Genomic DNA, 18,694 nt, shown 5'->3' on the forward strand with positions numbered 1-18,694 from the left:
ATACATTTATTTTGACATTATTGTAAGGGATGTTTCAACGAACGGCAGCGGCTCATAGGCAAACAAATGCGTATACTGGTGCCCTTTCCGGATTGACTATCCACTGCTATTGTTGCTTTCAGTTCTTCTGCCCGGCTGCAGATATTTCTGATGCCGTTGCCGCTCATACTAAGGTTTTTGGCGGAAAGCGTTTGCTGAAAGTTAAAGCCAATGCCATCATCTGCAATCACCAATTCCAGCAAATCGCCTTTTTTAAGCACGGAAACCTTCAGATGGCGGCATTGCGCATGTTTGATGGCATTGTTAACGCCTTCCTTAATTAACAGGTACAGGTTTTTCCGCACCCGCATATCTACCGTTAATGCGGCTATGCTTTGGTCGTACCTGAGTTTACAATCAATGTTCTGAACGGCACAAAGCGGTTCGGCATACTGCCTGATGCGGTTGAATACGCTTTCCAGATGATCGTTCCGCGGATTAATGGCCCATACAATATCGCCCATTTCCAGTACTGTTTCGTTTGCTGTATGGCTGATGATGTCCAGTATCTGGTTCAACTGTTGCTGATCGCCATGTTGCTGGTGTTTTCTGGCTACCTCGCTATACAATGTAATACTGCTTAAAGTAGAGCCTACCTGATCGTGCAGGTCCTGTGCAATACCGTTACGGATGCTTTGCTGCTTCAGCAGCACGTTAATGCGATACCGATACACCAGATAAATAACCCCGCCAATAAAAAGGGCCACCAGCATCATAAACCAGAGCTGCTGCCAGAAAGGCGGCGTGATAATAATAGCCAGTTCACTTTGTTTTTCAGTAAACGACCCTTTCCAGTTGGTAGCCCTTACCTTAAACCGGTAAGTACCCCCTTTCAGGTTGGCATATTCCGCCGTATTGCGCTTGCCAGCCACTACCCAGTCTTTATCAAACCCTTCCAGCATATAGGCGTACTGCAGGTTATCACCGCTGTACTCAGGCGCTGCATACTCAATAGCAATCTGATTTTCCGAATACCGCAGTTTAATCTTTTCCTGATAAATATGTTCGCTGACGGAATTGTTGTGTACACGGAAGTCAGTAAAATAGATGACAGGATCGGGCTGTATTTTCGCCACCGCCTCAGGAGTGAAGGTTACATAGTAGTTTACACCTGCTGCGTAAAAAGCCCCTTTGTTATCCCTGAAAATATAACCGGATACACCACCGGTTGATTGCAGCCGGGGAACATCATAACAACTGTACACCCGCGCTTTGGGATCGTACTTGTGAATATGTCCGTTACAAAGCATCCATAGGTTATTGTACTTATCCAGCTGCATGCCTTCGGTCAGGTTGCTGGATTCGGAAAGATGTAAAAACTGATGTTTGTGGTTGTTGTAAAAATTTACCCCTCCCCCAAAGGTACTTACCCAGAAGTTACCGCTATCATCCTCCTGTATGTCAAACACATCGTTGCTGGTTAGTGAGTATTTATCCTCTGTATCATTAATAAAATATTTTATGGCAGGCTGGTTGTTGCCAAACAGACCCAAACCCGTTTTAAAAGTAGCCAGTAACAGGTTGCCTTCCCTATCCCGGACCATTTTGCGGATAAGGTTGTCTTTAATATTATACTTTTTCAGGATGGCCTTAGAAGTATCTGATCTGGATACCCATCGCTGCTCCTGCAGATCGTAATAGGTAAGAAAATGCCCGTAGGGCGATACCCATAGCACCGGATGCCCATTCAGCGTATCGCGTACAACAGATACTACCCGGGAGCTGATCAGTTTTTTCATAACCGGATCAGCATCTGTATTGGGTAACGGCCATAACGTTCGCTTATCTGTATCGAACCGGAAAAGCGTGTAATCGGTTCCTATATAAAAGCTACCATCCACATCTCTGTAAAATCTGGTAACAGCAAGCCGCTGGCCTTTGTAATGGAGCGGTATATGCTCCAACGTACCTTTTTGTTCATCCTTACAATAAATGCCATTACTGGTGCCTATGAGCAACTGTCCGTTCTCCAGCCTGAAAAAGTCATACGTAATAATATCCGCCTCCGCTTTGGGTAAATAATGCTGTACAAAAGGCATAAAAAGCGGATTATACATACTGATACCGTTGTTAGTGGCCACCCATAGTATGCCATCTCTATCGCGGTATACATCGTTCACATGATCGTCTGCCAGGCTTCCTTCTTTCAGGTAATCGTGCTGAAAGCGTACAATAGCCCCTGTAACGGGATTATACAGCACCAGCCCGGTATTTTTACCAGCCATCCAGATGCGGCCATTTCCATCTTCTTCAAAAGACACATAATCATCCGGTGGTATTCCTGCGTTGCGGAATTGTTTTTCAATAACCGTTTCTGCATGGGTTTGGGGGTTGAGCAGGTACACCGCTTTATCCCATGAGCCCAGCCAGAAGTTTTTACGCGTATCCTGAAAAATACGGGTAATGGTTACATGCGGCAGTTTGGCATACAAATCATCATACCGCGGATTTTCCACTGCGGCAAGTGTGCGTGTATGTACCTTCAGCAACCCACCACCCGCACGGCCCACCAGCAGAGTATCCTCATGCGTAATAGCCAGTGCATATACACAACGTGGCCCTTTTTGTACCGGTGCATCAAAGCGCTCCGTACTTTTATTAAACCGGATTACAAAGTGACTGCTGGTGCCAAGCCACAGGAAGCCAAAACGATCCTCCACTATTGTATGAATGGTATTTTCCGGTATGCCTTTGGCATCATGCAGGTTGTACCGATACTGTTTGAATTGTTTTGCTGCCGACTGCCGGTAATCATACCGCGTCATTCCCCCATCCCTGGTGGCAATCCAGATCAATCCCGCTTTATCCTCATAAATATCACTGATAATATTGCCTGAAATACTACCCTTGCTATGGTGCTGGTGGCGAAACTGAACAAAATACCGGCCATCGTACCGGCTAAGCCCATCGTCTGTTCCAAACCAGAGAAAACCCCGGCTATCCTGCAGTATGCAGTTGACCTTGCGGTGCGAAAGCCCCTGCTCCACCCCTATTTTTTTGAAAAAAATATCAGGTGCTCCGGCGGAGGCCATCACCGGCGGCAGGGTTGAAAACAGCGATATCAACGCAATAAGGAAGCCCCTTTTGTACATGGTTGTGATTTACAAGGTATGTGCAAATTTACCTATAATTTCACGGATGGCCCCACCGGTAAACCACAAACCATATCCCCAAATTCGGGTATATGCCGTATACTTTTTCTGGCATGGATGCCCGGACAGCGGGCAACTACAAGGCGGAATAACCCGGTTTTACAATCTGCTGAAGCTCCTGTATTGCGCTGAACAGCAATAGGGCCAGCCGCTGCATATCAATACTTTCTACCGTAACGGTTTTGTAATTGTTCTTTCCCCACCGCATATTTTTCACCTCTGTTTTTATTAAATACGGGCAAACGCTTTTCACCTCCTCCATATTAAAGTACACGCTGTTGCCCGCATTATGCCCGGTAAATACCCCGGTATCATTGTTAGCAGCAACCATAACAGGATGCAACTTTGCAATCACTGCCAGGCTTTTACAGGATGGGCCTTCGGAAGCCTTTAAAGCGGTGTCTGCCAGAAATTGTGCATTAGTACGTTGTGATGCCAGCAGGCAGAAAATAACAATGGCCATGCTGATTAACTTTCTATTCATATCTGTAATTATTTATAGTACAAAACTAGATGGCTGCGGCATGGGTAACAATAACCAAACCTGTGGAATGGACTACCAATGCAGGTGATGATGGCCGGAATGCGCTACCGGATGCACATATACCATAAAATGCAGCTGATAGCTCAGCTGCAACTCATCATACTTGATAAAGTTGCGATGCGCATACCACTGTAGGGTATTGCTGTTGGTTTCGAGAATGATGAATAACTGCTGCCTGTGAATATGCTCCGTTACCTCTTTCAGCAATTGGCCACCTGTACCCTTACCCTGGGCCGAAGGGTGTACACCTATAAACCACACATAGCCTACTTCACCTTTCACCTGTTTTTCACGGATGAGCCTTTCCCGTTTTAGTACTCTTTTTACCCGTTTGAGTCCTATTGCAGTAATAGCCAGCCTGACATCGGCCCACACATTCAGCAGCGAAGGTTTTTTGAGGAAGGGGTACAGAATTAACACGCATCCGCACTTATCATCTGATAACCATATTTGTCCGTACCGGTTACACTGCTTAACCGCATAGGTGATTAAACGGCGGATGTTTTTTAACCGGTTGGGGGATGGGTTCACCACCTCATTTACACCTGGGTTTTGGTCAAAAGAGGCACACAACAAATCAATAACCCATGGTTCATCTGCTTTTTCAGCTTTTATCATATATATTAAATTAACAGCCCCTACTTTTTCAAGTAAAGGCTGTATTGTATGGATGAGAGGAGTAAGAGAGGAATTAAACAGCACTGAATAATCCGGGTACTTTAGAGGCGGCAGCAGGCGACCTGTACAACAACCGGGCTATGGCTTTAGCACACAAAGCCTGTGAGGGGTATAAATCCATCTCGTCCAGCAACCTGGCTACGTTGTTGCGGTATTTACCATTTTCTATTACCTCGTTAACCGCGTTGCGGATAGCTTCAGCTGAGGGCGTTTCTGTTTGCAGGTTAATACCATATTCAAAATAGCCAATGCGCGCACATACCTCGTTTTTGCCTTCATGTACCCCTGCGGCCACCAGCGGCAACCGGTGTTTAATGCCCAGCAACGTGCCGCTGTAACCGCCATTGGTTACAAAAGCGCTGGCGTAAGGCATTATATCCTGAAAAGGGATATAATCTTCTATAATTACATTAGGGGCATTAAACCGTTTGCGTAATGCTTCTGTGCCGTTACCACCGGTGGTGGCCACCACCAGCGTATCTGTACCGGCAAAGGCTTCTAATGTAGGCACCAGTATTTTATTAATATCCCGTTCTACCGTGCCCTGGGTAACCAGTACTATTTTTTTATACGTATGCAGGCGTTCATCTGTCCAGGTGGCCTGGCTTCCTTTTTTAACATGCGGCATCAGCGCACCAATAAACTCTATGTTCTTTCCCATCTCCTTTCTGGGATATTCAAAAGAAGGCACCCCTATCTGCAGGTAAGCATCTGCCTCGCGCAGCAGTATATCTGCAATAGAGCCTTCAGACGTTTGCAAGCCATAAGTATTGAGAATAGCCCTGAAAACCTTGCAGGATTCGTGCATCATCTCACTAAAGGAATCGTACATTTTAAGGTTGCTGGCAAACTCCTCATCTGTTTTAGGCGGATACAGCGCACTGCCATAAGGAGCCACATCTACCGACTTTTCAATTAAAGGAATGATGCCAATGGCCACTACCGGTATATGCATCAGGTTTTTTACAAAGGGTATACCGGTGAACAGGTTATCGGCAATCATTAATTCAAAAGGGAATGTTTTGTGTATATTCTCCAGATCCTGATAATACTCGGGGCCGCGTTCGCCGAAAATATGGATCATATCATAATTCAGCTTTTTGATAGGATCGGTAATCCGTTCTCTGTCAACCAGCACTTCATTCACGTTTTCAGCGGTAATTTCCTTTGCGGTTACAAAAGCGTAATGGGAAATACCCAGCCTGCTTATTTTTTCCCTATATATAGCAGAGGTGTACCAGCGTACATCACATTCCATATCTTCTTTCAAAAACTTAGCAAGGCCTGTAAGCGGGTTAATATGCCCATCTGCCGGTACGGTAGCAAATAATATCTTGCGGCCTTTCAGCAGCATTTTTAATTCGTTGTCCATAAACGTATATTTAATTTTTTATTCAGATTATTGATGCAAAACTAGCCTGAGGCTTTGGAGCTGACTATCACCGAATGTGGTATAAAGCATCCCCTGTTTAGCGGATGCCGTAATGACGGGTCATTAACTTTTCAAATACCGGTTTAACAAACAAGGATGCTAAATCCAATGATTACGTTGATAATCTCCTTTACCGAATGGGGACGGCTGATTCAGTTTCAGGCAACCTTCTGAAGTATTGTTTGCCCCGTCTGTGAGTATAATTTTGAGTGTACAAGGCTGCTCCGTGGTTTGAGAGAGCAGTGTTGCCAGCAGGTGGCGTATTTCTGAGTGTATTTTTTCCAGTTGTGCTTTTGCTTCCATAGCTTTTATTTATTGCAAAGCTACCGGCGTTTACAGCGGGTGAAAATCCCCAAAGGAGTGCAGAAAGGGGACCAGATTGAGGGATAATGGTTAGATATGCACCCCGCCATTGGGGGGGGGCGGTTGTGGCCTGGTTTCCGGAATAACAATAGTCTACAGAGTGCCCTGTTTTTTAAATAAAAAAGCTGCCTCATTATTCAGGAGACAGCTTCTTTATCGTATCAGAGCAGCGTTGCTAACCGCTTAGCCAACTCATCGCCACGTAAATTTTGGGCAATGATCTTACCGGAAGGATCAATTAAGAAATTCTGCGGAATGCCTTCTACAGAGTATAGCTTTGCCACTTCATTCTGCCAGCCTTTTAAATCGGAAAGCTGGGTCCAGTTTAAGTCATCCGCATGAATGGCTGCCAGCCATTTTGAAGCAGTGGATGCATTGTCGAGCGATACACCCACAATAGTAAAGTTCTTGCTTTTATATTTTTCATATGCCTTTACTACATTCGGATTTTCAGCCCTGCATGGTCCGCACCAGGAAGCCCAGAAGTCCAGCAGTACATATTTGCCTCTGAAAGAAGATAGATGAACGGGGTGCCCGGCTGTATCAGCCTGAACAAAGTCTGGCGCCGTTTGCCCGATACTGGTAGTAAGCGTTTTATTCAATTTGGCCAGATACGCCTTTCCGTCTGCTGAATTACGTATGGCAGGCGATAACGTGTTCATCAATGCCATTACCTTTGTATAGTCTGGCATAGGCCCCGCATACATTTTTAACACATCCAGACTTACCGCCGATGCGGGATGGTTTACAATAAAGGCTTTGCGTATATCATCCATTTTTTGATTGATCACATTCCAGCCACTGTCTACCGCTGCCACTTCCAGCGTATCTTTTACAGCCTGCCCCTGTAGCTGCTTATAGCGTTCTGCCATATGGGCTATTTCAGCATCCATTGTTTTCAATGACACTTTCAGCGTTTCGTGATCTGCATTTACTTTACCCGCTGTGATAGTAGCATATCTTACAGAGTCTTTGCCGGTTATAAGAATATTGCCCGGTTCCAGGTATATCTCATACACATCTCTTCCTTTCCTGCCTTCTGTTCCGGTATGGTCCAGCACCAGACGCGCTTTCACCGGCTTTTCCACTTTACCGGTGAGCACAAATACACCACTGTTTGCGGTTGCAGAATCTTCCACCACATTTTTATCACCTAATATATAAGTCATTCGCAGCACCGAATTAGCTTCTGCCTGCTTCAGCGTTGCTTTAATATGGTAGGTAAATGACTGCGCCATGCCCATAAACGGCAGCGCCACTAACAGCCCTGTTATTCCTCTCTTCATACATTATATTTATACTGTTAATACCCTTTATTTTGTTCCAGTAATGGATTTCTTGACCTTTCGGTAGTTGCAAAAGGCAGATAAAAGCGCGTAGAATCCTTCCCTTTGGCAGTAAGGAAGGGCAATGCCTTGTTGTAGCGACGCATATCCTGCCAGCGAAGCCCCTCGCCCACAAATTCACGGCGACGCTCTTTTTCTATCTCTTCCAGGAATAATGGTGCAGAACCAAAATCAGCATTGCTTTTGAGCGTAGCGTTTCTTGCCTGCCGCAATGTGTTGTAATAGGTTACATCTACCACACCTTTTTGAGCAGCCACCTCTGCTGCTATCAGGTAAGCTTCGCTTAGCCGTATTAAAGGGTATACATAAAAAGTACTGGCGGCTGACTGCAATGTATCGGCAGAAAACTTCATTAAAAAGGTAACGGTACCACCCGCCAGCGATGAATACTGATTCAGCAATGCTTTTTTGCGGATATCTCCGGCTTCATAAGACGCGGCCAATACCGGATCAAGCCAGGTTTGTCCATTGCCTGTGCCGCCGGATGGTCCTTTAAAGGGAGTGCCAGGGCTGTAGTAAGTAAACAATCCGCTACGGTCGTAAGCAGTAGGCACCGGGCCTTCCGTTATCCTGAACAGCAGCTCTCTGTTACCTGTATTGTTAAACAGAAAACTGTTCAAAAAACTATTACTGCTTAATACAAGTGCGGGTGCATTTATTACCTGGGTGGCCAGCTGCCCGGCTTCATCCGTTCTTTTCCTGTTCAGGTACAACCTGGCCAGCAACAGGGTAGCCGCTTCCTTTGACATTATATCCGCAGAAGCAAAAGAACTCAATAAAGGAATCGCCTCTTTCAAATCCGTTTCTACCCTTTCAAATACCTCGTTCTCCGTATTTTGTTTTCGCTGAATAGCCTCTTGTCCCATGCCCAATGTGATAACCACACCCCCATAAGCCTCTCCCAGCTTTTGATAGCCATACGCACGCACTGCTAATGCCTCGCCCAGGTAAGTATTTAAAGCGGTAAGGTTATTACTGCGGATATAGTTAATAATAAAATTAGCGTCGCCTATAGCACTGAAAGCCGCCGAATAATAGCGCATATTGCCAAAGCCATCTTCTATTAAGGGATTATTATCATCATAAGATACCGGGTTGAATAAGTTGGCAACACCACCCTGCCGTGAGATAATATCATCACTATACACATCAAATACCACATAAGGCTGCGCATAAAACCCACCGGTGAGCTTCTTATACATGCCGTTGATTAATAAGGGAATATCTCCGGGCGTTACCTGGTCTTTTCCGATAGATGTGTCGGGGCGTGGATCGTCCAGTTTTTTGCTGCATGCCGTAAGGCAGATAGCTGCGACCAGTATGGGTGCGATATAAAGAGATTGTATAAAACGCATAATGAATTGTTTTGGAGGAAAGATTATAGGCTGATATCAATACCGAAAGCTACCGTACGCGGTACAGGCACGGTATTATACTGAATACCGGTTTGCAGCCCTACTTCCGGATCACTGCTCTTCAGGCGCTTATCTTTAATGATAAACAGGTTTTGTACAGAAGCATAGATTCTTACTCCATTTACCTGAATGGTTTTTAACAAAGCCGCTGGTAAGGTATAACTGGCAGTGAGGTTGGTACAACGCAAATAAGAACCACTGAATAAATAATGCGTGGAAGGACGTGTATTCCAATCGGTGGTTTTGCCGGCTCCATGTGCGCCCACTACAGCACGGGGGTAGTAACTGTTGTCGCCCGGCCTGCGCCATCTGTCGTTTACCCATTCTATTTTGTTAGACATGATGCCATATCCGTCGATATTGAATGTACGGTTGAGCTGATCGGCCATGTTGTATATTTTACTGCCGATGCTGAAAGCCATTTGCGCCTGCAATGAAAAACCTTTGAAGGAAGCACCACCGTGAATACCCCCGGTGAGTTTAGGCTGTGCCATGGTAATGTATTCCTGATCCTGCTGATTGATAATACCATCATGATTTCTGTCGTTATACACCATATCTCCCGTATTGGGATCCACACCCAGCGAGCGGTATAACAACAAGGAGCCGATGGACTCGCCTCTTTTTACATAACTGATGGGACCGCCACCATAATAAAGCCCATAGGTAAGTACACTATCGCGCAGCGCCAGCAGCTTATTCTGGTTGATATTAAGCACCACACCCGCGTTCCATTGAAAACCACCGGACGTGCGCACCTTGCTGGCATAAGAAAGGTCTATATCCACCCCTTTGTTGAGCACCGTGCCTATGTTCACCTTCTGCGTAGTAAACCCTCCGGTAGAATAAGGCAGCGGCAGCGTAGTAATCAACCCATCTGTTTTTTTATGATAAAACTCAAGCGAAAGCAACAGTTGATCTTTCAGCCATCTTGTTTCCACACCAATATCAAATTGTTTGGTTCTTTCCCACCGCAGATCAGGATTGCCCATAACGGTACTTAACGATAAAGCCGGCTGGCCAAGATAAGTATTAACAGTAGCCAGATTGGCAAAATCAAAATAGCCCAGTGGCCGTATATTGCCTGTAACACCGTATCCCGCCTTCAGCTTTAACAAGCTAAGCGGCTTGAAAGAGGACAAAAATGCTTCATCAGAAACGATCCATCCGGCAGAAAGTGCAGGAAACCAGGAATGGCGATTGTTAACCGGCAGCTTGGAGGAAGCATCTCTGCGAAGACTTGCATTCAGCAGGTATTTACGATTCCAGCTAAGATTGGTACGCATGAAATAAGATTCGCCATTTTCTTCATATACGCGGTTGCCGGCTATGTCAGCATTGCTATAAGCGGATGCATTACCAGGGCTCCATAATCCGGAACTGACCGGAAAGCCGGTTAAAGAAAAGGCAGTAGTAGTTTTTTTGTTATCGTAATATTCCTGGCCCAGCAATACATCGCCTGCCAGCTTACTTACATGCAGCTTATAGGTGAACGTATTGTTGAACGTGTATTGCAGCCCGGAGTTGCCGGAGTTACTGTTCATTCCTTTAAAGCCTGCACCATTATAGGAAATGGGGCTATAGAAATTAATAAGGCTACTTTGGTTTTGTACACCGGAAAGCGTGGATCGGAAACTAAGGTCACGCGTCAATGCTATTTCTGCCTGAAAGTTTCCCATATAGTTCCAAATGTCTTCCGCATTGGAAGCAGCATTCGTTTCTCCATAGGGATGGTTTTGCCTGCCAAACCACCATCCATAGCTGCCATCTGCATTTAAACGGATAGAGTCTGGCGTATCCGGGCGTGCCGCAAGGGCAACAGCAAGGGGGTAAGAAAAATTGGCACGTTGGGTTTTAGATATGTTGATATCTGCTACCAGCTTAAGCCAGTCATTTACTTTTTGCGTTAGTGCCAGCTTGCCCGAATAGCGGGTATACTTACCTGTACCTACTGCATTTTCTTCTGCATATTTACCGAAAGAAACGTAATAGCTGGTTTGTTGATTGCCACCGGCTACACTGGCCTGTACGTTGGAAGTAACGGCATGGCCAGGCGTAACCTTGTTAAGCCAGTTATTATCTGCCATACCGGCAGGCGTGCCCATAGTCAATGAATTGATTTCGTTGTTTACCAGCTGCCTTTCATTCTGCAGCTGGGTTATTTGCGCCGGCGTTAGCCCACCACCTGCTATAGCCAGATCAATATCTTTGATTCTATTGTTTCTGGCTTCTTTAAATACTTCCCCGTATTCCGCTACATTCAGCGCCCGATAGCCTACCGTAGAGCTGGTAAGCCCATAATAGGTATTTATATTTACTACCGGCTTGCTGTTAAACTTTCCTTTTTTAGTGGTGATAAGGATCACCCCCTGCGCACCACGCGCTCCGTAGATAGCAGCGGAGGAAGCATCTTTTAATACCTCTACCGATTCTATATCCTGAGGATTGATATTACTCAGATTAAAGTTCTGGTTATTACTGGCATTAACAGACTGCCCTGCATCTACAATCATACCATCTACCACAATCAGCGGATTGGCGCTAAGCACATTGGTAGTTTGTACACCCCTGATGCTGAAAGTAGGCATGGCACCGGCCGTTCCTTCTGAGTTTTTAACCATCAGGCCTGCCACTCTGCCCTGCAAGGCACTAAATACATTGGAGGTGATATTTTCCTCCGCCTTTATATTACTTACTTTACTGATAGCGCCGGTTACATACCGCCTGTTTTGCGTACCGTAACCAATTACCACCGTTTCATCCAGTGCATTATTCTGCTGCCTGAGTACTATCTGCAGCGATGCACGGCCGTTAACAGCTACTTCCTGCTCTGCATATCCCACATAGCTGATCAGCAAAACAGCTTTTTCATCGGCTTCAATAACAAACCTTCCATTTTCATCGGCAGCTACGCCGGCGGCGCTACCTTTTATTTTTACGCCTGCGCCTGCCAGCGGCATACCACCAGCACCCAATACCGTACCGGTTACAGGTATTTGCACAGGTTGCAACGCTGCCGGTAAAGCCTGTGGCAACGATGAAGCATGCTTCCTGTACAACATAATTGTTTTGTCTTCTATATTGAAACCAAGGGGTTGATTGCGTAACACCAGATTCAGAAAATCAGGCAGCAGCAAATGGTTTGCCTGTAAGGATACAGGTGATGTGCCTTTTAAATCGTTTTCGTTGTAAAACACCACAAAGCCGGTTTGCTTTTCAATAGCCGTAAAAACATCTTTTAACGGTAGTTGCTTTGCAGCAAGTGTTACATGCTGCGTAATACCGGTTGCGTGTACGTGTAAAAAAGCAGCAGTTAAGAATACGAGGGTTAGTTTCATTACTAACAGCATTTTAAAAGTGAGGCTTCGGTGGGGCCGGTACCTGCATAGCAGGCGCATGCCGCTCCGGTAACCCAAAGCATTTTTTTGCATAAATTGCATTTAGTTTGGTTATCAAATCAAAGTTTACACGACCGAGATGCCGATCAGCCAGCTACTTTACCGGGAGTGTGTTCGAGACACTCCTGGTTCTTTTTGATCATGCATTACCTATATTAAGGCAGAATAACAAGTGTACGTTCTCCGTGCATACGAAAACGCAGTCCCGCTTTTTCCAGGCCTTTTATTAATCCTTCAAAACTTACATTCCTGCTAAGCTTACCGCCAAAGTGAATATCCGGCACTCCCTTTTCGTAAACAATTTCCAGGTTGTACCAGCGCGCCAGCTGACGCATTACCTGCTCAAGCGGCAGGTTGTTAAAATCAAAATAACCGTTCTTCCAGGCCATCACCTGCTCTATATCAGCCCGCTTTACTAATACCGGCTGTGTAGCTGACAAATGTATAGCCGCCTGCTCCCCCGGTTGCAGGATCATTGCTGTTTTATGATTACCTGTTTTTACACTCCCCTCTAATAAAGTAGTAGTGGTATAGCTTTCTTCGGGATAGGCATTGATATTAAAACGCGTACCCAGTACCTGTGTAAAGGAGCTGTCTTTTGACTGTACCATGAAGGGCCGGTGAGCATCTGCCGCCACTTCAAAATAGGCCTCCCCTGTTATCTTTACTATCCGCTGAGCGCCTGTAAAAGCCGCAGGAAAAGTAACCGTACTGGCAGCATTCAGCCACACCATCGACCCATCCGGCAACACCAGATGAAACTGCCGCCCCCGCGGTGTAGATACGGTATTAAAAGCAACCGCCTCATTTTGTGCAGCGGCAGCCTTATAATGGAGCTGTCCATTGTGCAGCCGCACCTCTGTGCCATTTTGCATGGCCACGGTACCATTACCCATGCTATCCAGCAGTATTTGTTTACCATTGGCCAATGTAAGTATAGCCCCTTGCTTTCCCGGCTGTATGTGCTGCGGAATATGCTGTGCATGGTAATGGGGTGTTTTACGGCCCGTTAGCCATATTCCTATTCCAACGGCCACCAACAGTACAGCCGCTATAGCTGACATCCTTTGCCAGAGGCGTATCCTGCGCGCAGGCGGTGCCGCTATCGCTTCCTGTAGCTTAGCCTGTATTCTGCCGTGTGTTTGTGGTAATGCCAGGTTCTGATTAAATACGCCATTATTAAGCTGATCGGTAATAATGGATTGCAGCCGCTCCATGGCAGCGGCATCTTCCATAGCGGATAATAACTCACCTGCCCGCTCTGCACTGATGGTGCCGGAGAGGTATTCATGAAGCAGTAAGGAGAATTGGTCTTGTTCCATCACCTATACTGACACAGGATTTGTTGATCTGATAAGTAGCGCGCGAAAAAAAATTCAGGAAGCGGTAGATGCAGCTAGTAAAATGATGATCTGAATGGCATCTAACTGGTTCTCTGCCAGGTAAGTACGCAGAAATACCAGTGATTTGGCAAGATATTGCGACACAGTAACAGGGTGAATATCAAGAATAGCCGCAATTTCCGGGTTACTACGACCTTCTATACGGCTCATGGTAAATACCTCCCTCCGCTTTTCCGGTAGCAACTGTATGCCTTTTAGTAATAACTGATAGGCTTCCCGGTACTCCATTTGCCTGTCGGGTACCAATAAAGTCTCCAGCAAATCCGGACTTTCCTGCTCTGCGGCCTCCCAATGCGCCAACTGAATAAGCTTTTTACGCATAGCATTGATAATACTGTTGCGCGCCACTACGTGCAGCCAGGCCGCAAACTGCTCCACCTCACGCAGTGCGTGCCGCTTATGCCATACATGCAAAAAAACATCCTGCGTAACCTCTTCGGCCCTTTGCGGACTGCGGGTATAGGCCAGTGCATGCAGATACACGTTTTTCCAGAAACGATCTACCAATGCAGCAAAAGCAGTTTCATTGCCGGCGGCTACCTGCAGCAGTAACTGGCCTTCATTATATGGAGAAATGGATTGCAATTACTGCAAAATGCAGCTTTCTGTGCTTATTTCCAATTTACTTACAAGTGCTTGTCTTTACTTGCGTAGCGGTATCTATTGCGGGCATGGTAATTTAGCTTTATCATTCCGCTTCCGGCTATGCAATGAGGGTGATTGTGTATGTTCACTTAAACAGCGCCTCTTACCCTGGGCAAAATATCATTGTTATACAGCGTGCGTAGCTGCTGCATGGTTTGCGCATCCAATGCGGGCAGTGCACTGGCTGCTACGTTGCCCTGTACCTGATCGGGCCGGGTAGCGCCGGGTATAACGGTGGTAATGGCCGGGTGGTCTAATATCCAGCGGATGGCCTGGGTGGCCAGGTTGCCTGCGGGAAGTATGTTTTCAATTTCCTCTGCCAGTTTCACACCTTCTTTAAATGGCAGGCCGGAAAACGTTTCGCCCACATTAAAGGCATTGCCATCTGCATTATAGTTTCTATGGTCTGTAGTGCCAAAAGTAGTATCCAGGTTAAACTTGCCGGTGAGCAGGCCACTTGCCAGCGGCACACGGGCAATCAACGCTACGCCCTGCTGTTGGGCCGTGCTAAAGAAATCATCTGCCAGGTGCTGGCGGAACAGGTTGAATATAATCTGTAACGAGGCCACATCGCTATGCGTCAGGCAAATATGGGCTTCTTCTGCGGTTTCCACACTTACACCGAAATGTTGTATCAGGCCCTCGCTTTGCAGTTTACGCAAATGATCAAACACCTCTCCTTTGCGCAATTCTTCCGTAGGTATGCAATGTAGTTGCTCCAGAAACAGCTGATCTACGCCCAGGTGTGTCAGTGAGTCTTCCACATGCCTTCTGATGGCATCGTAGGTAAAGTTTTGCGGCCAGCCGTTGGGGCTATCGTGCCGGCGGCCCAGTTTGGTAGCTACGTACAGCTTTTTATCGGTGTGTTTTAAAAAATCGCCAATAAACCGTTCACTTACGCCCATACCGTATACATCGGCCGTATCTATAAAGTTACCACCTGCATCTACATACGCCTGCAGTATGGCATGTGCGTTATCACTATCCACGTTACCCCAGTCTGCACTTCCTAATTGCCAGGTTCCCAAACCAACTTCAGAAACGGCTTCGCCTTTAAAACTTCTGTATTTCATACATTCCTTTTTCAGAGGCTAAGATAGGGCAAGGCAATAAAGGCGGACAAAAAGATATTATTGCGTAACTTTGAGCATTAAACACATAGACCCTGTTTATTATATGATTACAGATGAACAGCTACTTGCCTTACTTCCGCAGCTTGAAAATGAGAGGGTTGAGAAAACCATCTCAGTCAATGATACAAACAAGTTTGGTGAAGCAATTTGTTCCTTTGCAAATGATTTGGGTGCAACAGGGCAACCAGGGTATTTGATTATTGGGGTAGCTGATAATGGTACATTTGGAAATCCTAAAACAGGTGAATTAACGCCAATAACCGAACAACTGCTGCAACAGTTAATGGATTTTAGAACTGATGGCAGAATGGTGCCACCTCCTGCAATGGTTGTTAAGAAATTTTCATTTCCGCAGGGTGATTTAGCTGTGGTAGAAGTACAACCTTCACCAGTGCCTCCGGTGCGTTTTAAAGGCAAGGTTTGTATTCGTATAGGTCAGCGAAAAGGTGTGGCAAATGAAGCAGAGGAGCGAATTCTTAGCGAGAAGCGCTCGGTATATGCTAAAACTTATGATGTACAGCCTACATTGGGTAGCTCTTTAAGCGACCTGAGTATCGATATTTTGAAGTTAACTTACTTACCGTCTGCTATAGACCCTGAAATTCTGGCCGCCAATGGCCGGGAGTTGAAACAACAGGTTGCTTCTCTCAAATTTTACGATTTACGGTCGGACGCACCAACCAATGCCGGCATCCTGATGTTTGGAACAAATCCTCTCTTTTATCTGCCTGGCGCATATATTCAGTATGTAAAATTTAAGGGCAACGATGAAGTAAGTGATTTTGAAACCGAAGTAAGATTTGAAGGTGATTTGACTACGCAGTTAAGAGTAATTAACGATTTTGTAAAGACTCAGATAGCCAGGCGTGTTCAGCGAAAGCTGGGTGAAGATTATGAAGAAGCTTATCCTGCAAGCGCCATTCAGGAATTGCTATACAACGCCATTGTACATAGAGACTATGAATCTAATGCGCCCATTAAATTTTATGAATTTGATGATCGGATAGAAATAACTAATCCGGGAGGCTTGTATGGTAATGCCCGGCCTGAAAATTTTCCCAATACCAATGACTACAGAAACCCTACCCTTGCGGAAGCCGTTAAAACATTAGGTTTTATAAACAGGTTTAATGTAGGGGTAAAAAGGGCAAAGGCTGCATTGCAGAAAAATGGTTCTCCGGAACCAACCTTTATTATCCATGAAGCGACCAGTTTTGGTGTAATCGTTTATAAAAAGTTGTAATGGAAGTAATTGCTTTTTTTAATAACAAGGGAGGCGTTGGTAAAACCACTTTGGTTTACCATATAACAAATATGCTCGCGGTAAGAGGATATAGATGTCTGGCTGTTGATCTTGATCCGCAGACCAATCTCACTTCTATGTTTCTGAATGACGAACGTTTGCAGGAGATATATGATACAGAGGGAGCGCGGCCCACAATATTAGAAAGCATAAAGCCTTTGAACAGAGGTATCGGAGATATAAAGCCCGCACATATTGAGGAGATAAACGAGCAGATAGGATTAATTCCCGGAGATCTGGAGTTGTCGTTATTTGAAGATAAATTAAGTTTCGGTTGGGGGCAGTGTGTTAACCGTGATGAGGCGGCGTTTAGAATAGTTTCCTCTTTTTACCGGATTATTAAGGAAGCCGGTGAACGTTGGCAGGCAGACTATACGATTATAGATATCGGCCCCAATTTTGGAGCAATAAACCGGGCTACGTTAATAGCAGCTGATTATGTAGTAGTACCAATGGCGGCAGACTTATTTTCCCTGCAGGGTTTAAAAAACCTGGGAAATCAGCTTGCCAAATGGAAGGAAGAATGGCTTGATCGCTCCGGCAGAAATCCGGATCCTGATTTATTGCTACCAGCAGGAAACGTTCAACCATTGGGGTATGTAGTAATGCAGCACGGAATTAAAGAAAGGCGGCCTGTGAAATCTTATTTGAAATGGCTGAACCGGATTCCTGGTATTTTCCAGGAGTTTGTATTGAAGCGTCCGTTGGAGGTGCTACCTGCAATTGAAGCTGATCCCTGGTGCTTATCGCAACTGAAGCATTATCATAGTTTGATTCCAATGGCCATGGAGGTACGAAAGCCTATTTTTCTATTAAAGCCTGCTGATGGCGCAATTGGAGCGCATCTGGGCGCTGTAAGAGGTAGTTATCAGGATTTTTATACACTCACCGATAATATTTTAGAGAAGATTAAGCAATTGTAAAAGCAATTCTATCTACTTTCTATCCATCAGAATAGCTTTGCGAACCGTTGCAGCTATTAAAGTGTTGCTGCCGGCTTTTTCTCAGCCGTTTCCACCACCTCATCATGCTCCCGAATCAGCAATTGGTTTACCCCGGCGCCTGTTTTTACAAACTCAAACGTAAGATCGCGGTCTTTGGAAAAGAACAGGTTTTCATTCTCTGCATACAGTGGATAAGACTTATCCCGTACAAGCATATACAGTACATTGCTGCCTGCTGTTATGGTGATGGTACTTTGCGGCCCAACATAGGAACCCACATACGCTTTCAATACATTGTCAGGAACAGACACCGCCACACGCTTGTTTACATAGGTAGCAGGCCCATGATCGTAACTGAACACCCTTGCCATGTGCCATCTGCCGTTTGTTCTGCGCCATACGTTAGAAAAAATGGCATGCCCATCCAGAAACTCTTTCTTCCCCGTTTTAGTAATATAAAATACATGCTCACCGCTAATGATGGCGCCATATACTTCCTTATTCTTCCTTAAAGGATATACCTTAACAGTGCCTGTTACCGCTTCTCTTCTCAGATTAAAGTCCCTGGTGCCGCTGCACATTCCGGAGCCCATGGAAGTCATCAGTGCTGGCAAGCCCACGGTAAGGCCGCCTTTATCATGATAAAATTCCACATCTTCCGAAAAGATGCGGCCCATGGCTGCGGTGTCGCAGCTATTGTAAGCCTGCCAGAAAAGGCTATCCTGGTGCTGGATGATGGCAGCAATTTCCGCATCTGTTTCCTGGGCAAACGCATGTATACCAGTTGACAAAAACAGACTTAACAGCAAGCAGTGTAGTAGCAGCGTATTCTTTTTCATAGGTACAAGTTTGAAAAAAATAACACGCGGGCGTGAGCTTTCCGCTACAAGGTCGTATGC

At 45.6% G+C, this 18,694-nt stretch carries 14 protein-coding genes; 2 read left to right on the forward strand and 12 right to left on the reverse strand.

Translation table 11 applies throughout. The features are described from left to right. Nucleotides 1-17: 17 nt before the first annotated feature. From IEY13_RS16770 to IEY13_RS16820, 11 genes are all read right to left on the reverse strand, one after another. Nucleotides 18-3,131, reverse strand: a complete 3,114-nt coding sequence (locus tag IEY13_RS16770) for a sensor histidine kinase (protein ID WP_188954185.1) — start codon at nucleotides 3,129-3,131, stop codon at nucleotides 18-20. A gap of 136 nt (nucleotides 3,132-3,267) precedes the next feature. Then, the gene (locus IEY13_RS16775; RefSeq protein ID WP_188954187.1) at nucleotides 3,268-3,675 is read right to left on the reverse strand and encodes a hypothetical protein; all 408 of its coding nucleotides are present in this window, start codon (nucleotides 3,673-3,675) and stop codon (nucleotides 3,268-3,270) included. A 72-nt stretch (nucleotides 3,676-3,747) separates the two neighbouring features. Next, nucleotides 3,748-4,353 carry a GNAT family N-acetyltransferase gene (locus IEY13_RS16780; protein WP_188954189.1) on the reverse strand — a complete coding sequence of 202 codons (606 nt, stop codon included), beginning with the start codon at nucleotides 4,351-4,353 and terminating at the stop codon, nucleotides 3,748-3,750. Between the two features lie 73 nt (nucleotides 4,354-4,426). After that, a complete protein-coding gene (locus IEY13_RS16785) occupies nucleotides 4,427-5,785 on the reverse strand; it encodes a glycosyltransferase (protein ID WP_188954191.1) in 1,359 nt (452 codons plus the stop codon). Between the two features lie 159 nt (nucleotides 5,786-5,944). Then, complete coding sequence (locus IEY13_RS16790) at nucleotides 5,945-6,148, reverse strand: hypothetical protein (protein WP_188954193.1); 204 nt, start codon at nucleotides 6,146-6,148, stop codon at nucleotides 5,945-5,947. A gap of 221 nt (nucleotides 6,149-6,369) precedes the next feature. Next, on the reverse strand, nucleotides 6,370-7,494 hold the full coding sequence (locus tag IEY13_RS16795; protein WP_188954195.1) for a TlpA disulfide reductase family protein: 1,125 nt from the start codon (nucleotides 7,492-7,494) through the stop codon (nucleotides 6,370-6,372). Between the two features lie 17 nt (nucleotides 7,495-7,511). Next, nucleotides 7,512-8,909 carry a RagB/SusD family nutrient uptake outer membrane protein gene (locus IEY13_RS16800; protein WP_188954197.1) on the reverse strand — a complete coding sequence of 466 codons (1,398 nt, stop codon included), beginning with the start codon at nucleotides 8,907-8,909 and terminating at the stop codon, nucleotides 7,512-7,514. A gap of 23 nt (nucleotides 8,910-8,932) precedes the next feature. Next, complete coding sequence (locus IEY13_RS16805) at nucleotides 8,933-12,307, reverse strand: SusC/RagA family TonB-linked outer membrane protein (protein WP_188954200.1); 3,375 nt, start codon at nucleotides 12,305-12,307, stop codon at nucleotides 8,933-8,935. A gap of 215 nt (nucleotides 12,308-12,522) precedes the next feature. Next, nucleotides 12,523-13,689 carry a FecR family protein gene (locus IEY13_RS16810; protein ID WP_188954202.1) on the reverse strand — a complete coding sequence of 389 codons (1,167 nt, stop codon included), beginning with the start codon at nucleotides 13,687-13,689 and terminating at the stop codon, nucleotides 12,523-12,525. 54 nt (nucleotides 13,690-13,743) lie between these two features. Then, the gene (locus tag IEY13_RS16815; protein ID WP_188954204.1) at nucleotides 13,744-14,355 is read right to left on the reverse strand and encodes an RNA polymerase sigma factor; all 612 of its coding nucleotides are present in this window, start codon (nucleotides 14,353-14,355) and stop codon (nucleotides 13,744-13,746) included. Nucleotides 14,356-14,504: 149 nt separating this feature from the next. Continuing rightward, the gene (locus IEY13_RS16820; RefSeq protein ID WP_188954206.1) at nucleotides 14,505-15,488 is read right to left on the reverse strand and encodes an aldo/keto reductase; all 984 of its coding nucleotides are present in this window, start codon (nucleotides 15,486-15,488) and stop codon (nucleotides 14,505-14,507) included. Between the two features lie 103 nt (nucleotides 15,489-15,591). Here IEY13_RS16820 and IEY13_RS16825 point away from each other — a divergent pair, with 103 nt between their 5' ends. After that, nucleotides 15,592-16,791 (forward strand): RNA/DNA-binding domain-containing protein, encoded by a 1,200-nt coding sequence (locus IEY13_RS16825; RefSeq protein ID WP_188954208.1) that lies wholly within the window; start codon nucleotides 15,592-15,594, stop codon nucleotides 16,789-16,791. Continuing rightward, the gene (locus IEY13_RS16830; protein ID WP_188954210.1) at nucleotides 16,791-17,774 is read left to right on the forward strand and encodes a ParA family protein; all 984 of its coding nucleotides are present in this window, start codon (nucleotides 16,791-16,793) and stop codon (nucleotides 17,772-17,774) included. Before IEY13_RS16825 ends, IEY13_RS16830 begins: the two co-directional genes overlap by 1 nt. A gap of 56 nt (nucleotides 17,775-17,830) precedes the next feature. Here the strand turns inward: IEY13_RS16830 and IEY13_RS16835 are convergent, their stop codons facing one another. Beyond that, the gene (locus IEY13_RS16835; RefSeq protein ID WP_188954212.1) at nucleotides 17,831-18,634 is read right to left on the reverse strand and encodes a nuclear transport factor 2 family protein; all 804 of its coding nucleotides are present in this window, start codon (nucleotides 18,632-18,634) and stop codon (nucleotides 17,831-17,833) included. Nucleotides 18,635-18,694 lie beyond the last annotated feature (60 nt).

It is taken from the genome of Filimonas zeae, assembly GCF_014641615.1.
GTDB classification, from domain to species: Bacteria; Bacteroidota; Bacteroidia; order Chitinophagales; family Chitinophagaceae; genus Filimonas; species Filimonas zeae.

Bases quoted from the DNA above. Each gene is read 5' to 3' on its own strand.
- IEY13_RS16770 (WP_188954185.1), bottom strand. From the start codon at position 3,131: ATGTACAAAAGGGGCTTCCTTATTGCGTTGATATCGCTGTTTTCAACC.
- IEY13_RS16775 (WP_188954187.1), bottom strand. From the start codon at position 3,675: ATGAATAGAAAGTTAATCAGCATGGCCATTGTTATTTTCTGCCTGCTG.
- IEY13_RS16780 (WP_188954189.1), bottom strand. From the start codon at position 4,353: ATGATAAAAGCTGAAAAAGCAGATGAACCATGGGTTATTGATTTGTTG.
- IEY13_RS16785 (WP_188954191.1), bottom strand. From the start codon at position 5,785: ATGGACAACGAATTAAAAATGCTGCTGAAAGGCCGCAAGATATTATTT.
- IEY13_RS16790 (WP_188954193.1), bottom strand. From the start codon at position 6,148: ATGGAAGCAAAAGCACAACTGGAAAAAATACACTCAGAAATACGCCAC.
- IEY13_RS16795 (WP_188954195.1), bottom strand. From the start codon at position 7,494: ATGAAGAGAGGAATAACAGGGCTGTTAGTGGCGCTGCCGTTTATGGGC.
- IEY13_RS16800 (WP_188954197.1), bottom strand. From the start codon at position 8,909: ATGCGTTTTATACAATCTCTTTATATCGCACCCATACTGGTCGCAGCT.
- IEY13_RS16805 (WP_188954200.1), bottom strand. From the start codon at position 12,307: ATGAAACTAACCCTCGTATTCTTAACTGCTGCTTTTTTACACGTACAC.
- IEY13_RS16810 (WP_188954202.1), bottom strand. From the start codon at position 13,689: ATGGAACAAGACCAATTCTCCTTACTGCTTCATGAATACCTCTCCGGC.
- IEY13_RS16820 (WP_188954206.1), bottom strand. From the start codon at position 15,488: ATGAAATACAGAAGTTTTAAAGGCGAAGCCGTTTCTGAAGTTGGTTTG.
- IEY13_RS16825 (WP_188954208.1), top strand. From the start codon at position 15,592: ATGATTACAGATGAACAGCTACTTGCCTTACTTCCGCAGCTTGAAAAT.
- IEY13_RS16830 (WP_188954210.1), top strand. From the start codon at position 16,791: ATGGAAGTAATTGCTTTTTTTAATAACAAGGGAGGCGTTGGTAAAACC.
- IEY13_RS16835 (WP_188954212.1), bottom strand. From the start codon at position 18,634: ATGAAAAAGAATACGCTGCTACTACACTGCTTGCTGTTAAGTCTGTTT.